The sequence below is a fragment of the Pseudomonas saliphila genome (genome assembly GCF_008638345.1).
In the GTDB taxonomy this organism is placed as follows: domain Bacteria; phylum Pseudomonadota; class Gammaproteobacteria; order Pseudomonadales; family Pseudomonadaceae; genus Halopseudomonas; species Halopseudomonas saliphila.
This window is the reverse complement of record NZ_VTVA01000010.1, coordinates 20,165-39,039: the sequence shown is the minus strand read 5'-3', so window position 1 is coordinate 39,039 and position 18,875 is coordinate 20,165. Positions and strand designations below refer to the sequence as shown.

At 58.0% G+C, this 18,875-nt stretch carries 15 protein-coding genes and 3 tRNA genes; 3 read left to right on the top strand and 15 right to left on the bottom strand.

Going from position 1 to position 18,875, the window contains the following annotated elements:
- Nucleotides 1–69 precede the first annotated feature (69 nt).
- The 13 genes from ubiT to FHK95_RS12140 all read right to left on the bottom strand — a co-directional run bounded on the left by ubiT (nucleotide 70) and on the right by FHK95_RS12140 (nucleotide 11,806).
- Nucleotides 70–573 carry a ubiquinone anaerobic biosynthesis accessory factor UbiT gene (gene ubiT / locus FHK95_RS12200; protein ID WP_150304908.1) on the bottom strand — a complete coding sequence of 168 codons (504 nt, stop codon included), beginning with the start codon at nucleotides 571–573 and terminating at the stop codon, nucleotides 70–72.
- Nucleotides 567–1,457, bottom strand: a complete 891-nt coding sequence (locus FHK95_RS12195; protein ID WP_150304907.1) for a U32 family peptidase — start codon at nucleotides 1,455–1,457, stop codon at nucleotides 567–569. The genes ubiT and FHK95_RS12195 overlap by 7 nt, the downstream gene beginning before the upstream one ends.
- 11 nt (nucleotides 1,458–1,468) lie before the next feature.
- On the bottom strand, nucleotides 1,469–2,464 hold the full coding sequence (gene ubiU / locus FHK95_RS12190) for a ubiquinone anaerobic biosynthesis protein UbiU (protein WP_150304906.1): 996 nt from the start codon (nucleotides 2,462–2,464) through the stop codon (nucleotides 1,469–1,471).
- 126 nt (nucleotides 2,465–2,590) lie between these two features.
- The gene (locus FHK95_RS12185; protein WP_150304905.1) at nucleotides 2,591–3,859 is read right to left on the bottom strand and encodes an acyl-CoA dehydrogenase family protein; all 1,269 of its coding nucleotides are present in this window, start codon (nucleotides 3,857–3,859) and stop codon (nucleotides 2,591–2,593) included.
- 36 nt (nucleotides 3,860–3,895) lie between these two features.
- Nucleotides 3,896–4,336: a DUF411 domain-containing protein gene (locus FHK95_RS12180; protein ID WP_150304904.1), complete on the bottom strand. Its 441-nt coding sequence runs from the start codon at nucleotides 4,334–4,336 to the stop codon at nucleotides 3,896–3,898.
- 186 nt (nucleotides 4,337–4,522) lie between these two features.
- On the bottom strand, nucleotides 4,523–5,911 hold the full coding sequence (gene nirK / locus FHK95_RS12175) for a copper-containing nitrite reductase (protein ID WP_178114782.1): 1,389 nt from the start codon (nucleotides 5,909–5,911) through the stop codon (nucleotides 4,523–4,525).
- Nucleotides 5,912–6,260: 349 nt separating this feature from the next.
- Nucleotides 6,261–6,347: transfer RNA gene (locus FHK95_RS12170), tRNA-Leu, on the bottom strand.
- 33 nt (nucleotides 6,348–6,380) lie between these two features.
- A tRNA-Cys gene (locus tag FHK95_RS12165) sits at nucleotides 6,381–6,454 on the bottom strand.
- Nucleotides 6,455–6,497: 43 nt separating this feature from the next.
- Nucleotides 6,498–6,573 (bottom strand) — tRNA-Gly (locus tag FHK95_RS12160).
- 62 nt (nucleotides 6,574–6,635) lie between these two features.
- The gene (gene pgsA, locus FHK95_RS12155; protein ID WP_150304903.1) at nucleotides 6,636–7,205 is read right to left on the bottom strand and encodes a CDP-diacylglycerol--glycerol-3-phosphate 3-phosphatidyltransferase; all 570 of its coding nucleotides are present in this window, start codon (nucleotides 7,203–7,205) and stop codon (nucleotides 6,636–6,638) included.
- Nucleotides 7,206–7,236: 31 nt separating this feature from the next.
- A complete protein-coding gene (gene uvrC, locus FHK95_RS12150) occupies nucleotides 7,237–9,066 on the bottom strand; it encodes an excinuclease ABC subunit UvrC (protein ID WP_150304902.1) in 1,830 nt (609 codons plus the stop codon).
- Between the two features lie 2 nt (nucleotides 9,067–9,068).
- Nucleotides 9,069–9,713 (bottom strand): UvrY/SirA/GacA family response regulator transcription factor, encoded by a 645-nt coding sequence (gene uvrY, locus FHK95_RS12145; RefSeq protein ID WP_150304901.1) that lies wholly within the window; start codon nucleotides 9,711–9,713, stop codon nucleotides 9,069–9,071.
- A 185-nt stretch (nucleotides 9,714–9,898) separates the two neighbouring features.
- Nucleotides 9,899–11,806 (bottom strand): propionyl-CoA synthetase, encoded by a 1,908-nt coding sequence (locus tag FHK95_RS12140; RefSeq protein WP_150304900.1) that lies wholly within the window; start codon nucleotides 11,804–11,806, stop codon nucleotides 9,899–9,901.
- Nucleotides 11,807–11,970: 164 nt separating this feature from the next.
- On the opposite strand from FHK95_RS12140, the gene FHK95_RS12135 reads away from it, so the two are divergent.
- From FHK95_RS12135 to FHK95_RS12125, 3 genes are all read left to right on the top strand, one after another.
- On the top strand, nucleotides 11,971–13,905 hold the full coding sequence (locus FHK95_RS12135) for a putative nucleotidyltransferase substrate binding domain-containing protein (RefSeq protein WP_150304899.1): 1,935 nt from the start codon (nucleotides 11,971–11,973) through the stop codon (nucleotides 13,903–13,905).
- A complete protein-coding gene (locus tag FHK95_RS12130; protein ID WP_150304898.1) occupies nucleotides 13,902–14,618 on the top strand; it encodes a 3'-5' exonuclease in 717 nt (238 codons plus the stop codon). The genes FHK95_RS12135 and FHK95_RS12130 overlap by 4 nt, the downstream gene beginning before the upstream one ends.
- Before the next feature lie 145 nt (nucleotides 14,619–14,763).
- Nucleotides 14,764–15,996: an OmpP1/FadL family transporter gene (locus FHK95_RS12125; RefSeq protein WP_150304897.1), complete on the top strand. Its 1,233-nt coding sequence runs from the start codon at nucleotides 14,764–14,766 to the stop codon at nucleotides 15,994–15,996.
- A gap of 152 nt (nucleotides 15,997–16,148) precedes the next feature.
- Here the strand turns inward: FHK95_RS12125 and FHK95_RS12120 are convergent, their stop codons facing one another.
- Together FHK95_RS12120 and FHK95_RS12115 are read right to left on the bottom strand one after the other, a co-directional pair.
- Complete coding sequence (locus FHK95_RS12120; RefSeq protein WP_150304896.1) at nucleotides 16,149–16,772, bottom strand: GNAT family N-acetyltransferase; 624 nt, start codon at nucleotides 16,770–16,772, stop codon at nucleotides 16,149–16,151.
- Nucleotides 16,773–17,099: 327 nt separating this feature from the next.
- Nucleotides 17,100–18,869, bottom strand: coding sequence for a sodium:solute symporter family protein (locus FHK95_RS12115; RefSeq protein ID WP_150304895.1), 1,770 nt, complete (start codon nucleotides 18,867–18,869; stop codon nucleotides 17,100–17,102).
- Nucleotides 18,870–18,875 lie beyond the last annotated feature (6 nt).

Below are 18,875 nucleotides of genomic sequence, written 5' to 3'. Positions count from 1 at the left end.
AATACCTCCAAAGGGTCTATTGATGCTTCATCGCGGCCGCGACGGAGCGCCATCAGACCCTTGCCATTGTCATGCTGTGTGCTGGGCCCCTCCTTGACCTGGGTCAATTCCGGACGCCCCGGCCCCCAGCCACTGAATCAGCTGCCACAATCGCGGTGGCAAACGATCGGGGTCCAGGCTGTCCATCAGGTTCTTGATTTCCAGGCCCAGCTCGGTATCACCTTCAATAATCAGGCGACGACGGAAAAACAGGGTGTCGGGATCTTCCTGACGGCTGGCCAACAGCAGAAATTCGCGCCAATTACCCCTAATGCACAAGTCGGTCGGCGCGTGACGATCCAACCGAAGGCCAGCGTCTGTGCGGGTTACGTTCCAGGCCATACCCAGATCTGACACTTCCAGCCGTAACCAGCGTCCTCGCAGGCAATCGAACTCACCGTCAGCAACCGGCTCGGCAAACACCTGCGACATGACCTTCTCGATCACCAGTCTCTGCAACCTGAATGGCACGTGGCGGCTCAAGGGTAGCAAGGGATCACCAGCCCGCAGCACCAGCTTTGCCAGGTTCAACATAAACCCGCCTCCTCTACTCTCAGCATGCCCGGCTCGCCGTACCAGTAGCCATTGCAACCGTCGATCGCCAGCGGCGGCTGAGCGCCACGTCTAACCTGATCGAAGGTTCGAATAATCTCCAGTGTTCCGTTTGAGGCGGGGCTTATCCGCAGCGCGTCGATACCCATATCACGCATGCGCGGGTATTCGGCGAGCAGGTTGCTCACGCCGGCGGACATGGTCTGGATACCGTTCAGGGTGAAGAGTGCCTGGTCTTCCTGGCTGGTCATTGGCAGACCGTCGGGATACTCCTGGCAGATGAACCCGCAGTCATCCTTGGGCCGATTCTCTGCTCGAGCGGTGAAGCAGCGCGCCGAATAGGCGAGCGGCAAATGGCCCCAGGCAAATACCTCGATTTCGGGCAGGGTGAATCCCTCTTCTGCCGCCTGATGCATTACTGCCCGGATCAGCTCACCGGAGCATTCCACCGGCGGCACCCAGCGGACCATGCCCTGCTCGGTCAATTGTTGCAGCGCCAGCGCGTTATACAGATTGAGCGATGAGCCACCGACAAACTCAACGCCTTTGCTGGTGAGGTAATGCACTGCAGCCATATCATTGGCTTCGACCATGATGTCGCCGTTGTCGCACAAGCGGCGCAGCCCGGACAACTCAGAGGCTGCCTCGATCAGCGCCAGACCTGAAATCACGACCTGAGCACCGCTCTCGCTGCGCAGATCGCGCGCCAGTTCCAGCCAGTCGTCCAGTGATAAAGCGCGGCGTTTGGAGCACACCGTTTCGCCGATATAGATGACATCCAACGGCTCGCTGGCAACGTTGGCATAGAAATCCATGATCTGTTGCCGCGTCCAGTAGAACAGGATAGGACCCAGTGTTAATTTCATTTCTCTCCCCTTTACTGCCAGGCGCGGTGATAAGCACCCAGGGTGGTTTGACTGCCTTCTGAAACCTTGTCGAGTGCCTGCATCCACGCAGACTCCACAGAATAGGCCTGTGGATTGGCGGCATAGCGGTCCAGCGCCTGGCGCCAGACGCCCGTCACCTGCTCGACATAAGCCGGACTGCGCTGGCGACCCTCGATCTTCACAGCCGTCACCCCGATCGCAGTCAATTGCGGTATCAGATCCAGGGTATTCAGGCTGGTAGGTTCCTCCAGGGCATGAAAACGTTTGCCGTTGACCATGAAGCGACCTTTGCACAGCGTCGGGTAGCCTGCCGCTTCGCCCTCTTCGTACCGGTCTATCAGTACGTCATTCAGGCGCGAGCTCAGCACATCCTTTTCCTGATTCCAGCGCACAGCACTGGCCGGCGAACACACTCCGGAGAGGTTCGGTGATTCACCCGTGACGTAGGAAGACAGGTGGCAGCGTCCTTCCGCCATGATGCATAAGCTGCCGAATGCGAAGACTTCAACCGGCACCGGACTCGCCTCGGCTACCTGACGCACCTGGTTCAGCGATAGCACCCGGGGCAGTACCGCTCGGCGGATACCGTAATGTTCATGGTAGTACTGCAAGGCAGCGGCATTGGTAGCCGAACCCTGCACGGAGAGGTGCAAATTGAGTTTGGGATGATGTTTCGCCGCATAACCCAGCACGCCGGGGTCCGCCGCGATCAGTGCATCCACGCCCAGATCCGCAGCGTGATCGACTGCCCGCCGCCAGCGCGCCCAGCCATCAGGCAAGGCATAAGTATTGACCGCAATATAGATCTTGCGCCCTTTCTGGCGAACCAGGTCTACACCGCTCTGTAATTGTTTGTCAGTAAAATTAAGGCCAGCGAAATGACGTGCGTTAGTGTCGTCGCGAAAGCCGGTATAGACAGCATCAGCACCCTGACGCAGCGCCGATTTCAGTGCGGGCAGGCTGCCTGCTGGACAGACCAGTTGCATAATGGCTCCCTGATAATTTGAATCGCGAGCCACTCTGCGCTTATTCCGGTCAGCCGGCCTTGATCACGATCAAGGCATCGGTGCTCGAGCGGCGCATATGCGCCGCTCGAGCACCGATCCGGATGGTCAGTGCTTGTGGTCCGTGCGAAGCACGTCAGGCGGCGTCAGATAATCGCTGCTGCTACCGCGACGCTCCTGACCTGCTGCAATCTCCATTCGAGCGATACTGCGCAGGTGTACCTCATCAGGGCCGTCTGCAATGCGTAACGCGCGGGAGCTGATCCACAAATCGGCCAAGGGTGTGTCCGGGGTCAGTCCCATCGCGCCAAATACCTGCATGGCACGATCGATGACATTGCTGAGCATGGTTGGCACCACCGCCTTGATCATTGCGATCTCGCGACGGGCCTCACGTGCGCCGCTCTGGTCGATCATCCAGGCGGTTTTCAGCACCAACAGCCGAGCCTGCTCAATTTCCATCCGTGAACGGGCGATCCAGTCGGAAATACTGCCGTGCTGATGCAGATAGCGTCCAAAGGTGCGGCGCTCCTGGGCACGATCGACCATGAGTTCGAGCGCCAGCTCGGCCATTCCGATTGCGCGCATGCAATGATGCACCCTGCCCGGCCCGAGCCTGGCCTGGGCCATCATGAAACCATCGCCCTCGTTGCCGAGCAGATTGGTCGCCGGTACTCGCACGTTACGGAATACCAGCTCACTATGGCCCTCCGGTGAAACGTGGTGCATCACGGGGATATTGCGCACGACTTCTACGCCAGGCGTATCGAGCGGCACGATGAGCATGCTCTGCTGCTTGCGCGCTTCACCATCCGGGTCGGTCTTGCCCATAACGATCAAAAACTTGCAGTCAGGGTGCGACGCATTGGTGATAAACCATTTGCGCCCATTCACCACATAGTCGTCGCCATCCCGGCGAATCAGCGTCTGAATATTGCTGGCATCAGAGGAAGCCACATCCGGCTCGGTCATGGCAAAGGCTGAACGTATCTCGCCTTGCAGCAGCGGCAGCAGCCATCGCTCGCGCTGCTCAGGGGTAGCGAACATGTGCAGCAACTCCATGTTGCCGGTATCCGGCGCATTGCAGTTGAAGACTTCGGACGCCCAGCTGACGCGGCCCATGATCTCGGCCAAAGGTGCATATTCAAGATTGGTCAGGCCCCTACCTGGCTCGTCTTCAGCCAGCGATGGCAGAAACAGGTTCCACAGGCCCTCCTCCCGCGCCAGCGCCTTCAGATCGGCCATAAAAGAGACCGGAAACTGACCCGCCGCAACCTCGCGCTGCCATTGACCCAGACGGGGCACGATATACTGGTCGAGGAAGTCGCGTACCTGAAGGCGCAATGCCTGGGTGGCGGGACTGTATGCAAAATCCATAGTGGCTCCTTTCTTGAATGCCATGCAGCGCTGGTCTTACAGCGTCATGAAGGGTTCAGCTTGCTGATCGGTAAACTGCTGAATCTCGAAGGGCGAGAGCTGCGGCCCGGGCATACCCGGACTGCCCTGCGGCATTCCCGGCAGGGTGATGCCGTGAATGGCTGGCTGCTGCTTGAAAAGTTCGGCTATGGCGTCATAGGGCACATGCCCTTCAACATGATAGTTGCCGATTTTCATCGTGTGGCACGAGCCAAGCCCGTAGGGCAACCGCGCCTCTTGCTTGATCTGGCCCATATTGGCATCGTCAACAATAGTCACCTGTATCCCTTGAGTTTCGAGATGGCGAGCATATTCGTCGCAACAGGTGCAGTCAGGATTCTTGTAGAGAGTAGCTTCGTCAGGTATTGCCGCCTGGGCAACGGCCGCTGCGCCGAGTAGCGCGGAGCCGGCAAGTACTGGAATAAGGTATCGAAACATGAAAGGCCCCGTATTAAATGAGTGCAGACTCATTCAATCACCGCTCAAGGGCTGCATCCTTGATCTGGCTCAAGGACCTGAAGGTTATAACCAGCTCATGGCTTGCTCGCCGCCCAGAGAGCATGGGCCCAAACGAAAAACGCCCCGGAACACAAGGTTCCGGGGCGCCTTTGTAGCCGTTGGCGATCAGTGACCGCTGGCGTGGTCTACTGCCTCCTCAGTTTCGAAGATCTCCGCATCCGCGTCGCCGTTCACGGTCAGGATACCGACCAGACCTTTCTCTGCGCGGGACAGAGCGTGGTCAACCAGAATGTACTTGCCTGGGTATTCGGTATCGAACTCGACCATGGTGGCGCCGCCCGGTGGAACCAGGGTGGTTTGCACGTCAGTCAGCGGTGGGCTGGTCAATGACGCCTGATCGTATACACGGTCGAAGATCTCACCGATAACGTGGAAGCTCGATACCAGGTTCGGGCCGCCGACACCGAAGAAGATACGGACAGTCTCGCCGACATCGGATTCCATAGTGTGCGTTGCAGACAGCGCATCCATCGAACCGTTGAACATCATGTGCTCGGGACGCTCGTCAAGCAGCTTGTCCAGGGAGAACTCCTGCAGACCGGAAGAGCCATGACGCTGCGCGGTGTACAACTCACCTTGCATCACATAGTACTCACGATCAACTGGGGACAGACCGCCTTCGGGCTCGACCAGAATCATGCCGTACATACCGTTGGTGATGTGTTGCGCAACCATCGGTGTAGCACAGTGGTAGACATACAGGCCGGGAGCCATAGCCTTGAACGAGAAGCTCTTGGTGTGGCCAGGCGCAGCCTGAGTAACCGCCGCACCGCCGCCAGGACCCGTCACGGCATGCAGGTCGATCGAGTGGATGTGAGCGCTCTCGATAGAGTTCTTCATGTTGATGTTGACGGTGTCACCTACCCGTACACGCATCATCGGACCAGGAACGGTGTTGTTGAACGTCCAGAACTTGTAGCTGGCGCCATCGCTCAGACGACCTTCAACTTCTGTGGTCTCCAGGTCGAAAGTGACTTCTTTCGCTTCGCGCTTGCCAACGGGCTCGCCCACTTCGCTTGGGTTCTTCGACAGGTCGGGGAAGTTGCTGGCAGTCGTCTCCTGGGGGTCACCCACGATCAGCTTGCCAAACATACCGGCAGCCTTGTGGCCGGGCAGCGTACACAGGTATTCGAATGTGCCGCTTTTGTTTGCACGGAAGACGACAGCCGTTGCTGAACCCTTGCCGCCGATCTGGTCAGACTTCACGTCGAACTCAGGGATTGCGAAATCATGCAGAGCGCCATCCCCATTCAGGATATTAATCTGGACCACAGCACCTTCGGCGACGCGCATCTCGGGGTTAACTTGACCTTTGGTCGGGCCCGCTTCGCTGATATAGACCAGCTTGCCATCGGCTATATCGGTTCGCAGAGTGAAAACGACATCAGGTACGTACTTTACATCCGCAGAATTGTCGGGGTGCTCGGCAAACGCCGGCGCACCGAGCCCTACAAGGGTGCAGAAGGTGAAAATATAGAGAAGGAAGGTTCTCATTGATTTAATCCCAGATCAGGTGAAACCCTGCCACTGCAGAGTCATAAAATGCCCGGTCGAGAGCGAACAATGTCAGTCTGATCGCAGACCCCCACTCTCTTCCAAGCTCGAACTCAGGCTACAAGCGGCAGGGTAGCTCACCCTTGATGGATATCAAATAGTTATAAGAACTGGAGGGTTCAGAGCGCGGTTGTTTGTCGCAGGTCGCGCAATGCCGCATGCCAGAGCCGCTGCAGCGTCGAGCGAAATAGCACAAGGAAGGTAGTAATTGCCTGGGCGTACAAAAGGAGGAAGAAGTGAACACGCTGAATAACGGACTGCGGGAGGGAACGGAGCGTCTGTACTGGGATGGTGCCCGGAGCCGGAATCGAACCGGCACGGAGTTGCCTCCGAGGGATTTTAAGTCCCTTGCGTCTACCAGTTTCGCCATCCGGGCTAGCAGGTACTAAGTCCAGCAGGTACTGAATAATGGAGGCCGAGGTCGGAATCGAACCGGCGTTGACGGATTTGCAATCCGCTGCATGACCACTCTGCCACCCGGCCTCTGAGGGTGTGCTGCATTGGCGAAACCAACACAACATAAAACTGGAGCGGGAAACGAGACTCGAACTCGCGACCCCGACCTTGGCAAGGTCGTGCTCTACCAACTGAGCTATTCCCGCTTTGGAACGGCGCTCATTCTATCTTTCTGCGCCGGTCTGTCAAGTCATTGATTCAGAAAATATTATCTGTCGTTCTTTTGATCGGCATCCATGCTCATGTAGGGCCAGGCAGCGCGCAAATAGACATACATCGACCAGAGCGTCAGCACCGCCGATATCATCAGTAGCACATAGCCAAGGATCACCCAGTTGGTAAGCACCGGCGGATTGGCCAGCAGCACGACCAGTGCAACCATCTGCGCGGCGGTCTTGTATTTGCCAAGCTGCGAAACGGCGACATGGGCCCGTGCGCCGAGCTCGGCCATCCACTCGCGCAGGGCGGAAATGACGATCTCACGACCGATGATAACCATTGCCGGCGCAGTCACCCAGAAGTTGGCATGACTTTGCACCAGCAAGACCAGCGCCACGGCAACCATCAACTTGTCGGCCACCGGGTCAAGGAAGGCACCGAACGGCGTACTTTGCTCGAGCTTGCGCGCCAGATAGCCGTCCAGCCAGTCAGTGAGGCTCGCCAGAGTGAACACGACTGCAGCCGCCAGATAGCTCCAGGGATATGGGAGGTAATACAGCAGGATGAAGACCGGGATCAGCCCGACCCTCAGCAAGGTCAAAATGTTGGGAATGTTCATGAAGTCTCGGCAAATGGGTTATGCAAGCATTCTAATCACTATGCAGCGCGGCATAAATCTGTTCCGCCAACTTTTTACTGATACCGGGGGCCTTGCCAATTTCGATAGCGCTGGCGCGCTTCAGTTCCTGCAGCCCACCGAAGTGCCTGAGCAGCTCACGGCGGCGCTTCGGGCCGACCCCTGCGATACCCTCCAGTGTGGAGGTATTGCGTGTCTTGCTGCGCCGTTGCCGGTGACCTGTGATGGCAAACCGGTGTGCTTCGTCGCGGATCTGCTGAATCAGATGCAGTGCTGGCGAGTTGCCGGGTAATACCAGTTCATTATGCGGATCATTGAGGTACAGGGTTTCCATACCCGCCTTCCGGGTAACCCCCTTGGCCACGCCGAGCAGTGTCAGTTCATGCACCATGAGTTCATTGAGCACCTCAATGGCCATGCTCATCTGCCCTTTCCCGCCGTCCACCAGGAGAATATCCGGCATCTTTCCCTCGCCTTCCTTGAGTCGGTTGAAGCGTCGACTCAGGGCCTGGCGCATGGCGGCATAGTCATCACCGGCGGTAACGCCTTCAATATTGAAACGCCGGTAGTCACTCTTGATTGGCCCTTCAGGCCCAAACACGACGCAGGAAGCAACCGTCGCCTCACCGCTTGAGTGGCTGATGTCGTAGCACTCCAGCCGCGTAGGCGTTTCCTCTAGCTTGAGCGCCTCCTGCAGCGCTTCAAACCGCGCTTGCATGTTCTGCTTGTTGGAGAGCATGCCTGCCAGCGCCGAATCGGCGTTTGTCACCGCCATGCTCTGCCAGCGACTGCGCGTGCCACGCACACGGTGACTGATAGCTACGCCAAAGCCACGCGCGACAGCCAGGGCTTCGGCGATAACTGGCATATCCTCATGGATGTCATTGACGATGATCTCGCGGGGCAGTTCGCGCTCGGCATCGCCCAGATAGTATTGCGGCAGAAAGGCAGCCAACACTTCCCCTGGAGTCTGTTCGATAGGGACGCGAGGAAAATGGTTCTTGCTGCCCAATACCCTGCCCTGACGAACCATGATGACGTGCACGCAGGCGCCGCCTGGGGATACCGAAGCCGCAATCACATCGACATTACCGTGTTCGGTATCAACGTTTTGCTGATCCTGCACCCGGCGCAGCAAGGCAATCTGGTCTCGCAGCTCAGCGGCGCGTTCGAAATCCAGGTTCTCGGCGGCAGCGTCCATGGTCCGATGCAGCTCATCGGCCAGCGCATTACTGCGCCCCTCAAGAAACATGACCGAATGGCGGACATCCTGATCATATTCGAGTTTGTCGACCAACCCGACGCAGGGACCCTTGCAGCGTTTGATCTGGTACTGCAGGCAGGGTCGGGTGCGATTGCGGTAGTAGCTATCGTCACATTGGCGAACCTTGAATGCCTTTTGTAACAGGCCAAGGCTTTCGCGAATCGCCCCGGCGCTGGGGTACGGGCCAAAATAGCGACCTTTGGCTTTCTTTGTGCCGCGGTGCAGGCCGAGCCGGGGGAAGTCATCCTCACTGGACAGAAATACGTAGGGATAAGACTTGTCGTCGCGAAGCAGAATATTATACGGCGGCCGCGACGCCTTGATCAGGCTCTGCTCAAGCAGCAGCGCCTCGGTCTCGTTTGCTGTGATGGTGGTGTCGACCTGACGGATACGCGCAACCAGCGCCTCGGTCTTGGGGCTCAGGCCGGTCTTGCGAAAATAGCTCGCCAGGCGTTTCTTGAGATTCTTTGCCTTGCCGATATAGAGCAGCGCGCCCTGCTCGTCGAGCATCCGGTAAACGCCAGGCTTGTTACTTGCGGTGGCCAGAAAGGCCTGCGCATCAAAGTGCGTATGGGTCATGCTCAGTAGCGTACGGTTTCGATCATGCCGTGGCGTACTGCAAGCAGCGCCAGCTCGACGTCGCTGTGTATGCTCAGCTTCTCGAAAATGCGGTAACGGTAGGTATTGACGGTCTTGGGGCTCAGGCACAATTTGTCGGAGATACTCTGGACCTTTTCGCAGTTAACAATCATCAAGGCGATCTGCATTTCACGCTCGGAGAGACTATCAAAGGGACAGTCGCTGGAGGGGTCATAGAGCTTGGTGATCAGCAGCTGGGCGATATCCGGACTCATGTAACGCTGACCGGCATACACCTTGCGAATGGCGGTGACCATCTCATCCAGTGCCGCACCCTTGGTCACATAACCGGTCCCACCGGCCTGCATCAATCGGGTGGGAAACGGCTCTTCATCGCACACGGTGACCGCGACGACCTTGAGATCCTTGTTCTGCAGGATAAGCTTGCGGGTGGCTTCCAGGCCGCCGATGCCGGGCATGCGTACATCCATCAGTACTACGTCCGGCTTTAACGCACGGGCCTGCTCGATGGCGGACTCTCCACTGTCGGCCTCGCCTACGACGATGAGCCCTGGTACATCACTGAGCATGCGACTGATGCCCATGCGTACCAGATCATGGTCATCAACCACGAGTACCTTGATCAAATCCCACCCTCTTGCCAGGAAATCCGGGAGACGTATTGTTCCCAAAGGTCTCCGGCAGACCTCAGGGCAGAGCGAGCGGCGCTCACTCCGTTATTCACTGCCGCCACAATAGCAAACTGGGCCGCATAGTGAAATGCAGCATCAAGCACACACCCTGTCCGGCCCCGGCCCTGATAACCGTGGTGCTAGCCCGTCGCAACCAGCTTGCCACTGGTCAGCTTGGCTGCCAGTTCATCCAGACAGCCCGGATCATCGATGGTCGACGGAATGCTGTAGGTCTCGCCATTGGCCATCTGACGCATGAGCCGTCGCAGAATCTTACCGGAACGGGTTTTAGGCAGACGGGGCACAATCAACGCGCCCTGAAAGCATGCCAGCGCGCCGATATCCAGACGTATAAGCGTGCGCAACTCGGCGCTGAGCTCCTGCTCGGAAATGTCCACGCCGTTCTTGAGTACCACCAGCCCCAGCGGGAGTTCGCCCTTCAGCTCATCAGCGACCCCAATTACGGCGCACTCGGCAACGGCGGAATGCGAGCCCACCACTTCCTCCATTTCGCCGGTGGACAGTCTGTGCCCGGCCACGTTGATGATGTCGTCAGTCCGACCCATGACAAAAACATAGCCGTCGCGGTCGATGTAGCCTGCGTCGCCGGACTGGTAGTAGCCGGGAAACTTCTCCAGATAACCGGCGCGGTACCGTTCCGGGTTGCCCCAGATCCCTGTCAGACAGCCTGGGGGCAGCGGTAATTTCAAGCAGATATTTCCCTGCGCGCCTGGTTCCAGTGACTGGCCGTCATCATCGAGGATTTCCAGCTGATAGCCTGGCATGGGCCAGGTGGCCGAGCCCGGCTTGGCATCCTGAATTTCATAGCCGGCTGGATTGGCAGCAATGGCCCAACCGGTTTCCGTCTGCCACCAGTGATCGATCACCGGTATGCCAAAGTGCATTTGCAGCCAGTCCCAGGTCGGTGGATCAAGCCTTTCGCCGGCCAGGAACAACCGTTCCAGGCGACTCAGATCATAATGCCGTGCCAGCTCGGCATCGGGATCTTCCTTGCGGATCGCACGGAACGCAGTGGGTGCGGCGAATAGCGTTTTAACGCCATATTCGGCGCAGACTCGCCAGAAGCTCCCTGCATCCGGAGTACGCACCGGCTTGCCTTCATACAGAACAGTGGTACAACCGGCGAGTAGCGGGCCATAGACGATATACGAATGACCCACCACCCAACCCACATCCGACGCGGCCCAGAACACATCTCCGGTCTGTGCGCCGTAAACCGCCTGCATGCTGTAACGCAGCGCCACGGCATGCCCGCCGTTGTCGCGTACGACGCCCTTGGGCTTGCCTGTCGTACCGGAGGTATAGAGTACGTACAAAGGGTCAGTGGCCATCACTGGCACCGCATCCACCGGGGCGGCACTGTCTATTGCCTGTTTCCAGTCGATATCACGTACCGCTTGCAGCTGGGATGGACATTCAGGTCGTTGATACACCACACAATGGCGAACCGGATGCGCCGCTTCGCTGATGGCGGCATCTACGAGGGGCTTGTAATCAATCAGCCGGTCGGCCTCTATACCGCAGGACGCCGTCAGCACGACATCCGCCTGGGCGTCGTCGATCCGGATGGCCAGCTCATGCGGCGCAAACCCGCCGAACACGACGCAATGAACCGCTCCCAGGCGGGCGCAGCCAAGCATGGCAATCACCGCTTCGGGGATCATGGGCATGTAGATCACCACGCGGTCACCCTTGGCAACGCCCAGCTCCCGGAGCATGCCAGCGCAGCGCGCGACGCTGTCAGTCAGGCCACTATAGGTAATCTGCTGTTTGATGCCGGTCACCGGCGAGTCATAAATGATCGCCGTCTGGCTGCCTCGTCCGGCCTGGACATGGGCGTCCAGCGCCAGCCACGAGGTGTTCAATTTTCCATCGGCAAACCATTGGTGCTGACCTTCAGCATCCTGGCTGATGACCGTCGACGGCGGTGTATGCCACGCCAGTTCGGCGGCCTGCTCGGCCCAGAATAAAGCAGGTAGCTGGATGGATTGCTGGTAATCGTGCTGATAGGTGTGGGTGCGGGTCATGGAAGGTGTCCTCTTTCAATACCCTCAAGACTAGTCCTCGCGGTTGGAAAGGAAACTAGACTTATGTCGGTGCTTAGACTTAGGTAGATCCTATACTTAGGTCGGATGGGAGCCGCGCAGCACGCAGCGCAGACTCGCAAATACACCACTGACAGGCCACGTCGATGACGAAAGAAGAAGCCTTCTCGCAGGCGGGTAAAACAGCAGTTCTGCAGAACATTCACGGCACAATGACCTTTCTGCAGAAATACCCGCCATTCAACAGTATGGAGCCCAGCCATCTCGCCTGGATGGTTGAGCATTGCCAGCTGCGCTTCTACTCCAAGGGTGAGTCGATCATCAGTCCGCAGGAAGGCGTGGTGCAGGACTTCTACATCGTCAAGCAGGGGCTTATTCGCGGCGAGCGTCTGATTCCGGGTCAGGAAACACCGGACACCACCTTCGAGATTGGCGTCGGCGAGTGCTTTCCGTTGGCGGCCCTGGTGGGTGAACGTGCCACGCGCACCGAGCACATTGCCAGCGAGGACTGCTTTTGCCTGACCTTGCCGCGCGTGCATTTTATCAAGCTGTTCAAGCTGTCGATGGTGTTCCGAGACTTCGCGTTGCGCGGTGTCAGCAGTCTGCTGGATCAGGTGAACCAACAGGCGCAAGCACAGGCGGCCGAGCAACTGGGCGAGCAGTATTCGCTGGAAACCAGACTCGACGAGTTGGCAAACCGCGCACCGGTAACCTGCCAGCCCGATACGCCGGTACGCGAGGCGGTAAAACACATGCACGAAGCAAGTGTCGGCAGCATTATCATCACCGACCAACGGCTGCGTCCCCAGGGGATTTTTACCCTGCGCGACCTGCGCGCCATGGTCGCTGACGGCGATATTGGACTCGACGCCGAGATCCGCCAGGTGATGACCGCTTCACCTTTTCATCTGTCCCCGGCACATACCGCGTTCGATGCGGCCATCGCCATGACCAGCCGGCATATTGCCCACGTCTGCGTGGTCAAGGACGACATACTAGTCGGTGTGTTATCCGAGCGCGATCTGTTCTCCCTGCAACGCGTGGACCTGGTGCATCTAGCGCGCACTATCCGTCAAGCGGCGGACGTCGAAGCGCTGGAGGCGATGCGCGAGGATATTCGCCGCCTGGCCGAAAGCATGTTGGCGCATGGGGCTTCGTCGACGCAGATCACCCGGATCATCACGCTGTTGAACGATCACACTGTGTGTCGCGTGATCGAGCTGTGTATCGAGAAGCATGGCGAACCGGCTGTGCCCTTCACCTGGCTGGTGTTTGGCAGTGAGGGGCGCAGTGAACAGACGCTGCACACGGATCAGGACAACGGCATGCTGTTTGAAGCCGAGTCCGCCGCCCAGGCCGAGCAACTTCGTCAGCAGCTGTTACCCCTGGCGGACCGCATCAATCATGCCCTGGCTCAATGCGGCTTCACGCTGTGCAAGGGCAACATTATGGCCAACAACCCTGAGCTGTGCCTGTCGCGCGCAGAATGGGGCCAGCGCTTCGACAAGTTCATCCGCACCACCACGCCAGAAAACCTGCTGTCCTCGTCCATCTACTTCGACTTTCGGGTGGTCTGGGGCGATGCATCCGGCGCGCAGGAACTGTTTGATGGGGTGCTCCGGAAGGTGGCGAACAATACGCTGTTCCAGAATCGGATGGCACAGAACGCGCTCATGTTCCGCCCACCGATTGGCCGATTCCGCGATTTCGTCCTGGCTCGCAGCGGTGCCGAGAAAGATACTCTCGACCTGAAAACCCAGGGTTTGACGCCCTTCGTCGATGGTGCGCGGGTGCTTGCATTGGCCAACGGCATCAGCGAATGCAATACCATTGAACGGTTCAGGCAACTGTGCGACGCAGGCGTGATTGAACCGCTGGATGCTGGCGCCTATGAGGAGGCCTACCACTTCATTCAACTGATACGGATGCAGCAGCACCAGAAACAGGCCCGCTCCGGGGAGCCATTCAGTAACCGCGTTGACCCCGACACGTTAAACCATCTGGACCGCCGCATCCTGCGCGAATCCTTTCGCCAGGCCAAGCGCTTGCAGTCGAGTCTGGCATTGAGGTATCAGCTATGAACGCACTGGCCTGGTTGCCACAACTGCGGGCGCCGAAACTGACTGCCGAGCAGATTGCTCGCCGTGCCGCCCTGCCCCCGATACAGCCCCTGGACGATACGTCTCTGGATGACACGCGTCTGGTCGTGCTTGACCTTGAAACCAGCGGTCTGAACGTGCACCGGGATCTGATCCTTTCGATCGGTGCGGTGGCCATCGAGCAGGGTGTGATTCACTTCGGCAAGCAGTTCGAGCGCACGCTGTATCGCGCTAACCACCCACTGACCGAGACGGTATTGATACACGGCATCTCGCCCAGCGAGATCGAGCAAGGCGGGGCCGCCGCCGCCACGCTGCTGGACTTCATGGAATTCGCCGGCCAGTGTGTTTTCCTCGCCTACCATGCCCCTTTTGATCAGCGCATGCTCACTCGCGGACTGCGCCTGGATCTCGGCCACAAGCTGCGACACAAATTTATCGATGTTGCAGAGCTGGCTCCCATGCTCTGCCCGGAAGCCGAGCTTGGCAGAGCCTCGCTGGACGACTGGGCCGGGTACTTCCGACTGAACAACAGTCAGCGGCACAACGCAGCTGCAGATGCCATGATTACCGCTGAAATTGCACTGATCCTGCTCAGCAAGGCGCGAGCACAGGGCATTACCACACTGGCGCAGTTGCACACCCGCCTCGGCCATTGGCGACAGCTGCGCCAGGCCCGGAATGCCGGTGTCTAGGCATGACTGGTGGGTCACGTTTTGCGCTGTAGGCCGCATGATACCTACTGATACCAGCACGATCGCCAATAAATCTCTTTTCACCCATAGCTAAACCGTAGAAATCTTGGTAGCTTGCGCGGCTTCATTTATCCCGGAGTATCGGATGAAAAAGTCTGCCTGGTTCAAAACCACCCTCGCCGTGGCAGTTGCCACTATTTCCAGCCACAGTTTCGCTAACGGTCTGACGATCAACGAGCAGAGCGCCAGCAGCATGGGCACTGGCTTCGCCGGTCGCTCGTCGTCTGCCATTGACGCCAGCACGGTGTTTGGCAACCCGGCGGGCATGTCGAAACTGGACCGTGCCGAAATCAGCGGCGGTTTCGCTGTGATCGACGCCAGCACTGATATCCGTGGTGGCAATAACGGACGTGGCACCAACGACGGGGACATGGTGCCTCTGGCTGCAATCCCCTTCGGTTACTACGTGCGGCCGTTGAATGAGAAAATGCATTTCGGCCTGGGCATGTATGCTCCCTTCGGCGTGATCAGCGACTACGAAGACAGCTTCGCCGGCCGCGAGCACGGCCTGTACAGCAAAGTACAGGTGGTAACCCTGCAGCCTACCCTGAGCTACCAGATTACTGACCGCGTATCCGTTGGATTCGGCCCGACCATCAATAAGATCGATGGCAAGCTGACCAAAAACGTCACTGCACTCAACGATGCCGAAGTGAACATCAAGGGTGACGATATCGGCTACGGTTTCAACGCCGGCGTGCTGGTTGATGTGACCGACAAAGTCGCATGGGGCCTGACCTACCATTCCAAGGTCGAGTACGAGCTTGAAGGCCGTACCCGTATTACGGGTGCGCCACCGCTCGGGATTAACGGCAGCTACGATGCAACGCTGGACTTCACCTCCCCCGAGTCGGTCGATACCTCTATCACCTACCAGTTTGATGATCAGTGGACGCTGCATGCCGGCACTACCTGGACTCGCTGGAGCCAGCTGCAGGAAATCGTGGTTGATAACCAAGGCGTCACCGGACCCCTGGCTGCTCGCTTTACTACGGTAGAGGAAGAACTCAACTGGAGCGACACCTGGTCCTTCGCCTTCGGCGCGGCCTATCAGTTGAATCCGCAATGGGTACTGCGTACCGGTTTCACTCTGGATGAATCCCCGACTACTGATGCCGACCGTACCGTGCGCATCCCTGTGGGTGACCGCAAGATCCTGTCCCTCGGCGCAGGTTGGAATGCGACTGACGATCTGACTGTCGATGTGGCCTACGCTTATCTGCGCGAAGATAAGTCCGAGGTACACCAGGGCGACTACCACTCAAGCTATCGCAATACTGCTCATGGCTTGAGCGCCCAGGTAACCCACCGCTTCTGATTGACCAGAAACGCCCTGCTCTGCCGGGGCGTTTTTATACCCTGTAACGTCCCCTGGTGCGCGCGCCAGACTCGGACCTGATGCCCGCGTCGAGATGTCGGCTGCAATGCACTTGCATGCACCTACCCGTTCTACTGTCTCGGATACAGACCTCAGGGCGCCACGCCTGCTTGCACTCCGAGCGGGTTCGCTTCCAGCGGATAGGCCGCCAGGAACCGGTCACGGTCACAGAGATACAGCATCGCAATTTTCTCAGGCATATGAATCAGCCCCTTCGACTCATAGCAGAGCCCTTCAGCGACTACTTCGTAGGCCTGAACGCTATGGTCAGATTCTCCGACGATTCGGCGGGCAGGCGTATGCTGGAAGATGAAGTGCGACAAGGTGCGCACAATAGGCCGTAAGTGCCCCTTACCGTATGCTGACAGCTCGCCAATCAACAGGTGCCAGCCGATGTCTTCCGGCTCCGCTGGATAATAACGGGCAAGCCGATCACGGGCGGCTTCGTATATCTCGGCATACCCCACCCATTGACCATTCACACTGATCAGATAGAGCCGCTGATGATCGTCGGCGAGCATCTTCTCAAAATGTACATTCAGCTCGGTGGTGGGCTTGTTCAGATGCCACTGGGGGATGACGTGACCTGCATGCATCCAGCGATACAACAGTGGCATGTCTTCCGGGTAGCGAACCTGGCGCAGCCCGATGGCGGTGTGCTGGAAGTCGTCCAGTCCATATTGATCCGGAAGCCGGGAAGAATGGGTATCAAGCATGGCTCACCCCTCGTGTGCTGGCCGGAAGCTCCAGGTTTCCCAATACCGGTCAAGATCTTTATTCAGCTCGACGGCGCCGAGCGTCGGGCGCTGACAATATATGGAATATGAGCTGGCAGCGGACGCCTTCAGCGTGTCACTCAGTAGCTGTCAGCACCGCTGTCGTCTTCAGCGCTGTCCTGTACTAAACATAGTGCAGAAAATCGACGAGCGGGTAATAAAGCGAGGGACAACACTGCTTGGGGAAATGACAGATGCCGGTGACCTCCTAGCCAGACACAAAAAAGCCCTCATCTCTGAGGGCTTTCTATTACTACGCTTGGAACCTTAGTGAGCGACTGCTGCACCAGCTCCGCGCGGTACACGAATGTCCTCGATCAGGTGCTGGATATGCTCCGGCGGCGCCTTAGTGACCGCAGCCACAGCTACAGCGGCGATGAAGTTAAAGACCATGCCGAGGGTACCAATGCCTTCCGGTGAGATACCAAGCCACCAATGCGCTGCGTTATCCATCTCAGGGCTGATGAACTTGAAGAACACGATGTAGCAGAAGGTAAAGGTAAGACCAACGGACATGCCGGCGATTGCGCCTTCCTTGTTCATCTTCTTGGAGAAAATACCCATGACGATGACCGGGAAGAAGGACGCGGCTGCAAGACCGAAGGCAAACGCCACCACCTGTGCCACGAAGGCCGGTGGATAGATACCAAAGATACCGGCGATCAGAATCGCCACCCCCGCAGCAACACGCGCTGCCAACAGTTCTTTCTTCTCACTGATGTTGGGCATCATGTTGCTTTTCAACAGGTCGTGGGAGACCGATGTCGAAATCACCAGCAGCAGACCTGCCGCAGTGGACAGCGCCGCCGCCAGACCACCTGCTGCAATCAGCGCTACCACCCAGCCAGGTAGCTGCGCAATTTCCGGGTTGGCCAGAACGATGATGTCGCGGTCGATATACACTTCGTTTTCCGTTGCGGTGGGCTCGTTGCGAACCTCACGCGCGCCCAGCTCACCGCGATCACCGGTAAAGCTTGGAGCACCTACAAAGGGAGCGCCAGGGCCATACTGCATCACACCGTCGCCATTCTTATCCTGCCAGGCAACCAGTCCTGCAACTTCCCAGGTAGTAAACCAGTCAGGTGCTTCCTCGTAAGCCACGTTCGGAATAGTGGTCAGCAGGTTGGTCCGTGCGAAGGCCGCAACAGCCGGTGCTGTGGTATACAGAATCGCAATGAACAGAAGTGCGTAACCTGCTGATTTACGTGCATCACGTACTGTAGGCGTGGTGAAAAAGCGCACAATCACGTGGGGCAGACCAGCGGTACCAACCATCAGCGCCATAGTGATGAAGAACACGTCGATGGTCGATTTGGTGCCATCGGTATAGGCATCAAAACCCAGCTCCGCGCCCAACCCGTTCAACCGATCGAGCACCGACATGCCGGTCCCCGTCACCTCACTACCAAACCCCAGTTGCGGGATCGGGTTGCCGGTAATCAGCAGGGAGATGTAAATCGCCGGAACCATGTAGGCGAAGATCATTACGCAGTACTGCGCCACCTGGGTATAAGTGATGCCCTTCATGCCGCCAAGCACGGCGTAGAAGAACACGATCGCCATGCCGATCAGCACGCCCATGTTGATGTCGACCTGCAGGTAGCGCGAGAACACGATACCCACACCGCGCATCTGGCCGGCTACATAAGTGAAGGAGATGAAGATCACACAGATTACGGCAACCACACGCGCCGTCTGCGAGTAGTAACGCTCGCCAACAAACTCCGGGACGGTGAACTTGCCAAACTTGCGCAGATAGGGTGCCAGACACATTGCCAGCAGCACGTAGCCGCCTGTCCAGCCCATTAGGTAAACACTGCCGTCATAACCCGAAAAGGAAATGATACCGGCCATGGAGATGAAGGATGCAGCTGACATCCAGTCAGCGCCAGTGGCCATACCGTTTGCAATAGGGTGCACACCCTTGCTTGCCACATAGTATTCACTGGTGCTGCCTGCACGAGACCAGATTGCGATCCCGATGTATAGCGCAAACGTCGCGCCTACAAACAGGTAGATCAGGGTTTGAGTTTCCATTCAATG

Coding starts and splice junctions, on each gene's coding strand:
- FHK95_RS12140 (WP_150304900.1), bottom strand. CDS start 11,806: ATGACCCGCACCCACACCTATCAGCACGATTACCAGCAATCCATCCAG.
- ubiT (WP_150304908.1), bottom strand. CDS start 573: ATGTTGAACCTGGCAAAGCTGGTGCTGCGGGCTGGTGATCCCTTGCTA.
- FHK95_RS12115 (WP_150304895.1), bottom strand. CDS start 18,869: ATGGAAACTCAAACCCTGATCTACCTGTTTGTAGGCGCGACGTTTGCG.
- pgsA (WP_150304903.1), bottom strand. CDS start 7,205: ATGAACATTCCCAACATTTTGACCTTGCTGAGGGTCGGGCTGATCCCG.
- FHK95_RS12185 (WP_150304905.1), bottom strand. CDS start 3,859: ATGGATTTTGCATACAGTCCCGCCACCCAGGCATTGCGCCTTCAGGTA.
- FHK95_RS12120 (WP_150304896.1), bottom strand. CDS start 16,772: ATGCTTGATACCCATTCTTCCCGGCTTCCGGATCAATATGGACTGGAC.
- uvrC (WP_150304902.1), bottom strand. CDS start 9,066: ATGACCCATACGCACTTTGATGCGCAGGCCTTTCTGGCCACCGCAAGT.
- FHK95_RS12195 (WP_150304907.1), bottom strand. CDS start 1,457: ATGAAATTAACACTGGGTCCTATCCTGTTCTACTGGACGCGGCAACAG.
- FHK95_RS12130 (WP_150304898.1), top strand. CDS start 13,902: ATGAACGCACTGGCCTGGTTGCCACAACTGCGGGCGCCGAAACTGACT.
- FHK95_RS12135 (WP_150304899.1), top strand. CDS start 11,971: ATGACGAAAGAAGAAGCCTTCTCGCAGGCGGGTAAAACAGCAGTTCTG.
- ubiU (WP_150304906.1), bottom strand. CDS start 2,464: ATGCAACTGGTCTGTCCAGCAGGCAGCCTGCCCGCACTGAAATCGGCG.
- FHK95_RS12125 (WP_150304897.1), top strand. CDS start 14,764: ATGAAAAAGTCTGCCTGGTTCAAAACCACCCTCGCCGTGGCAGTTGCC.
- FHK95_RS12180 (WP_150304904.1), bottom strand. CDS start 4,336: ATGTTTCGATACCTTATTCCAGTACTTGCCGGCTCCGCGCTACTCGGC.
- nirK (WP_178114782.1), bottom strand. CDS start 5,911: ATGAGAACCTTCCTTCTCTATATTTTCACCTTCTGCACCCTTGTAGGG.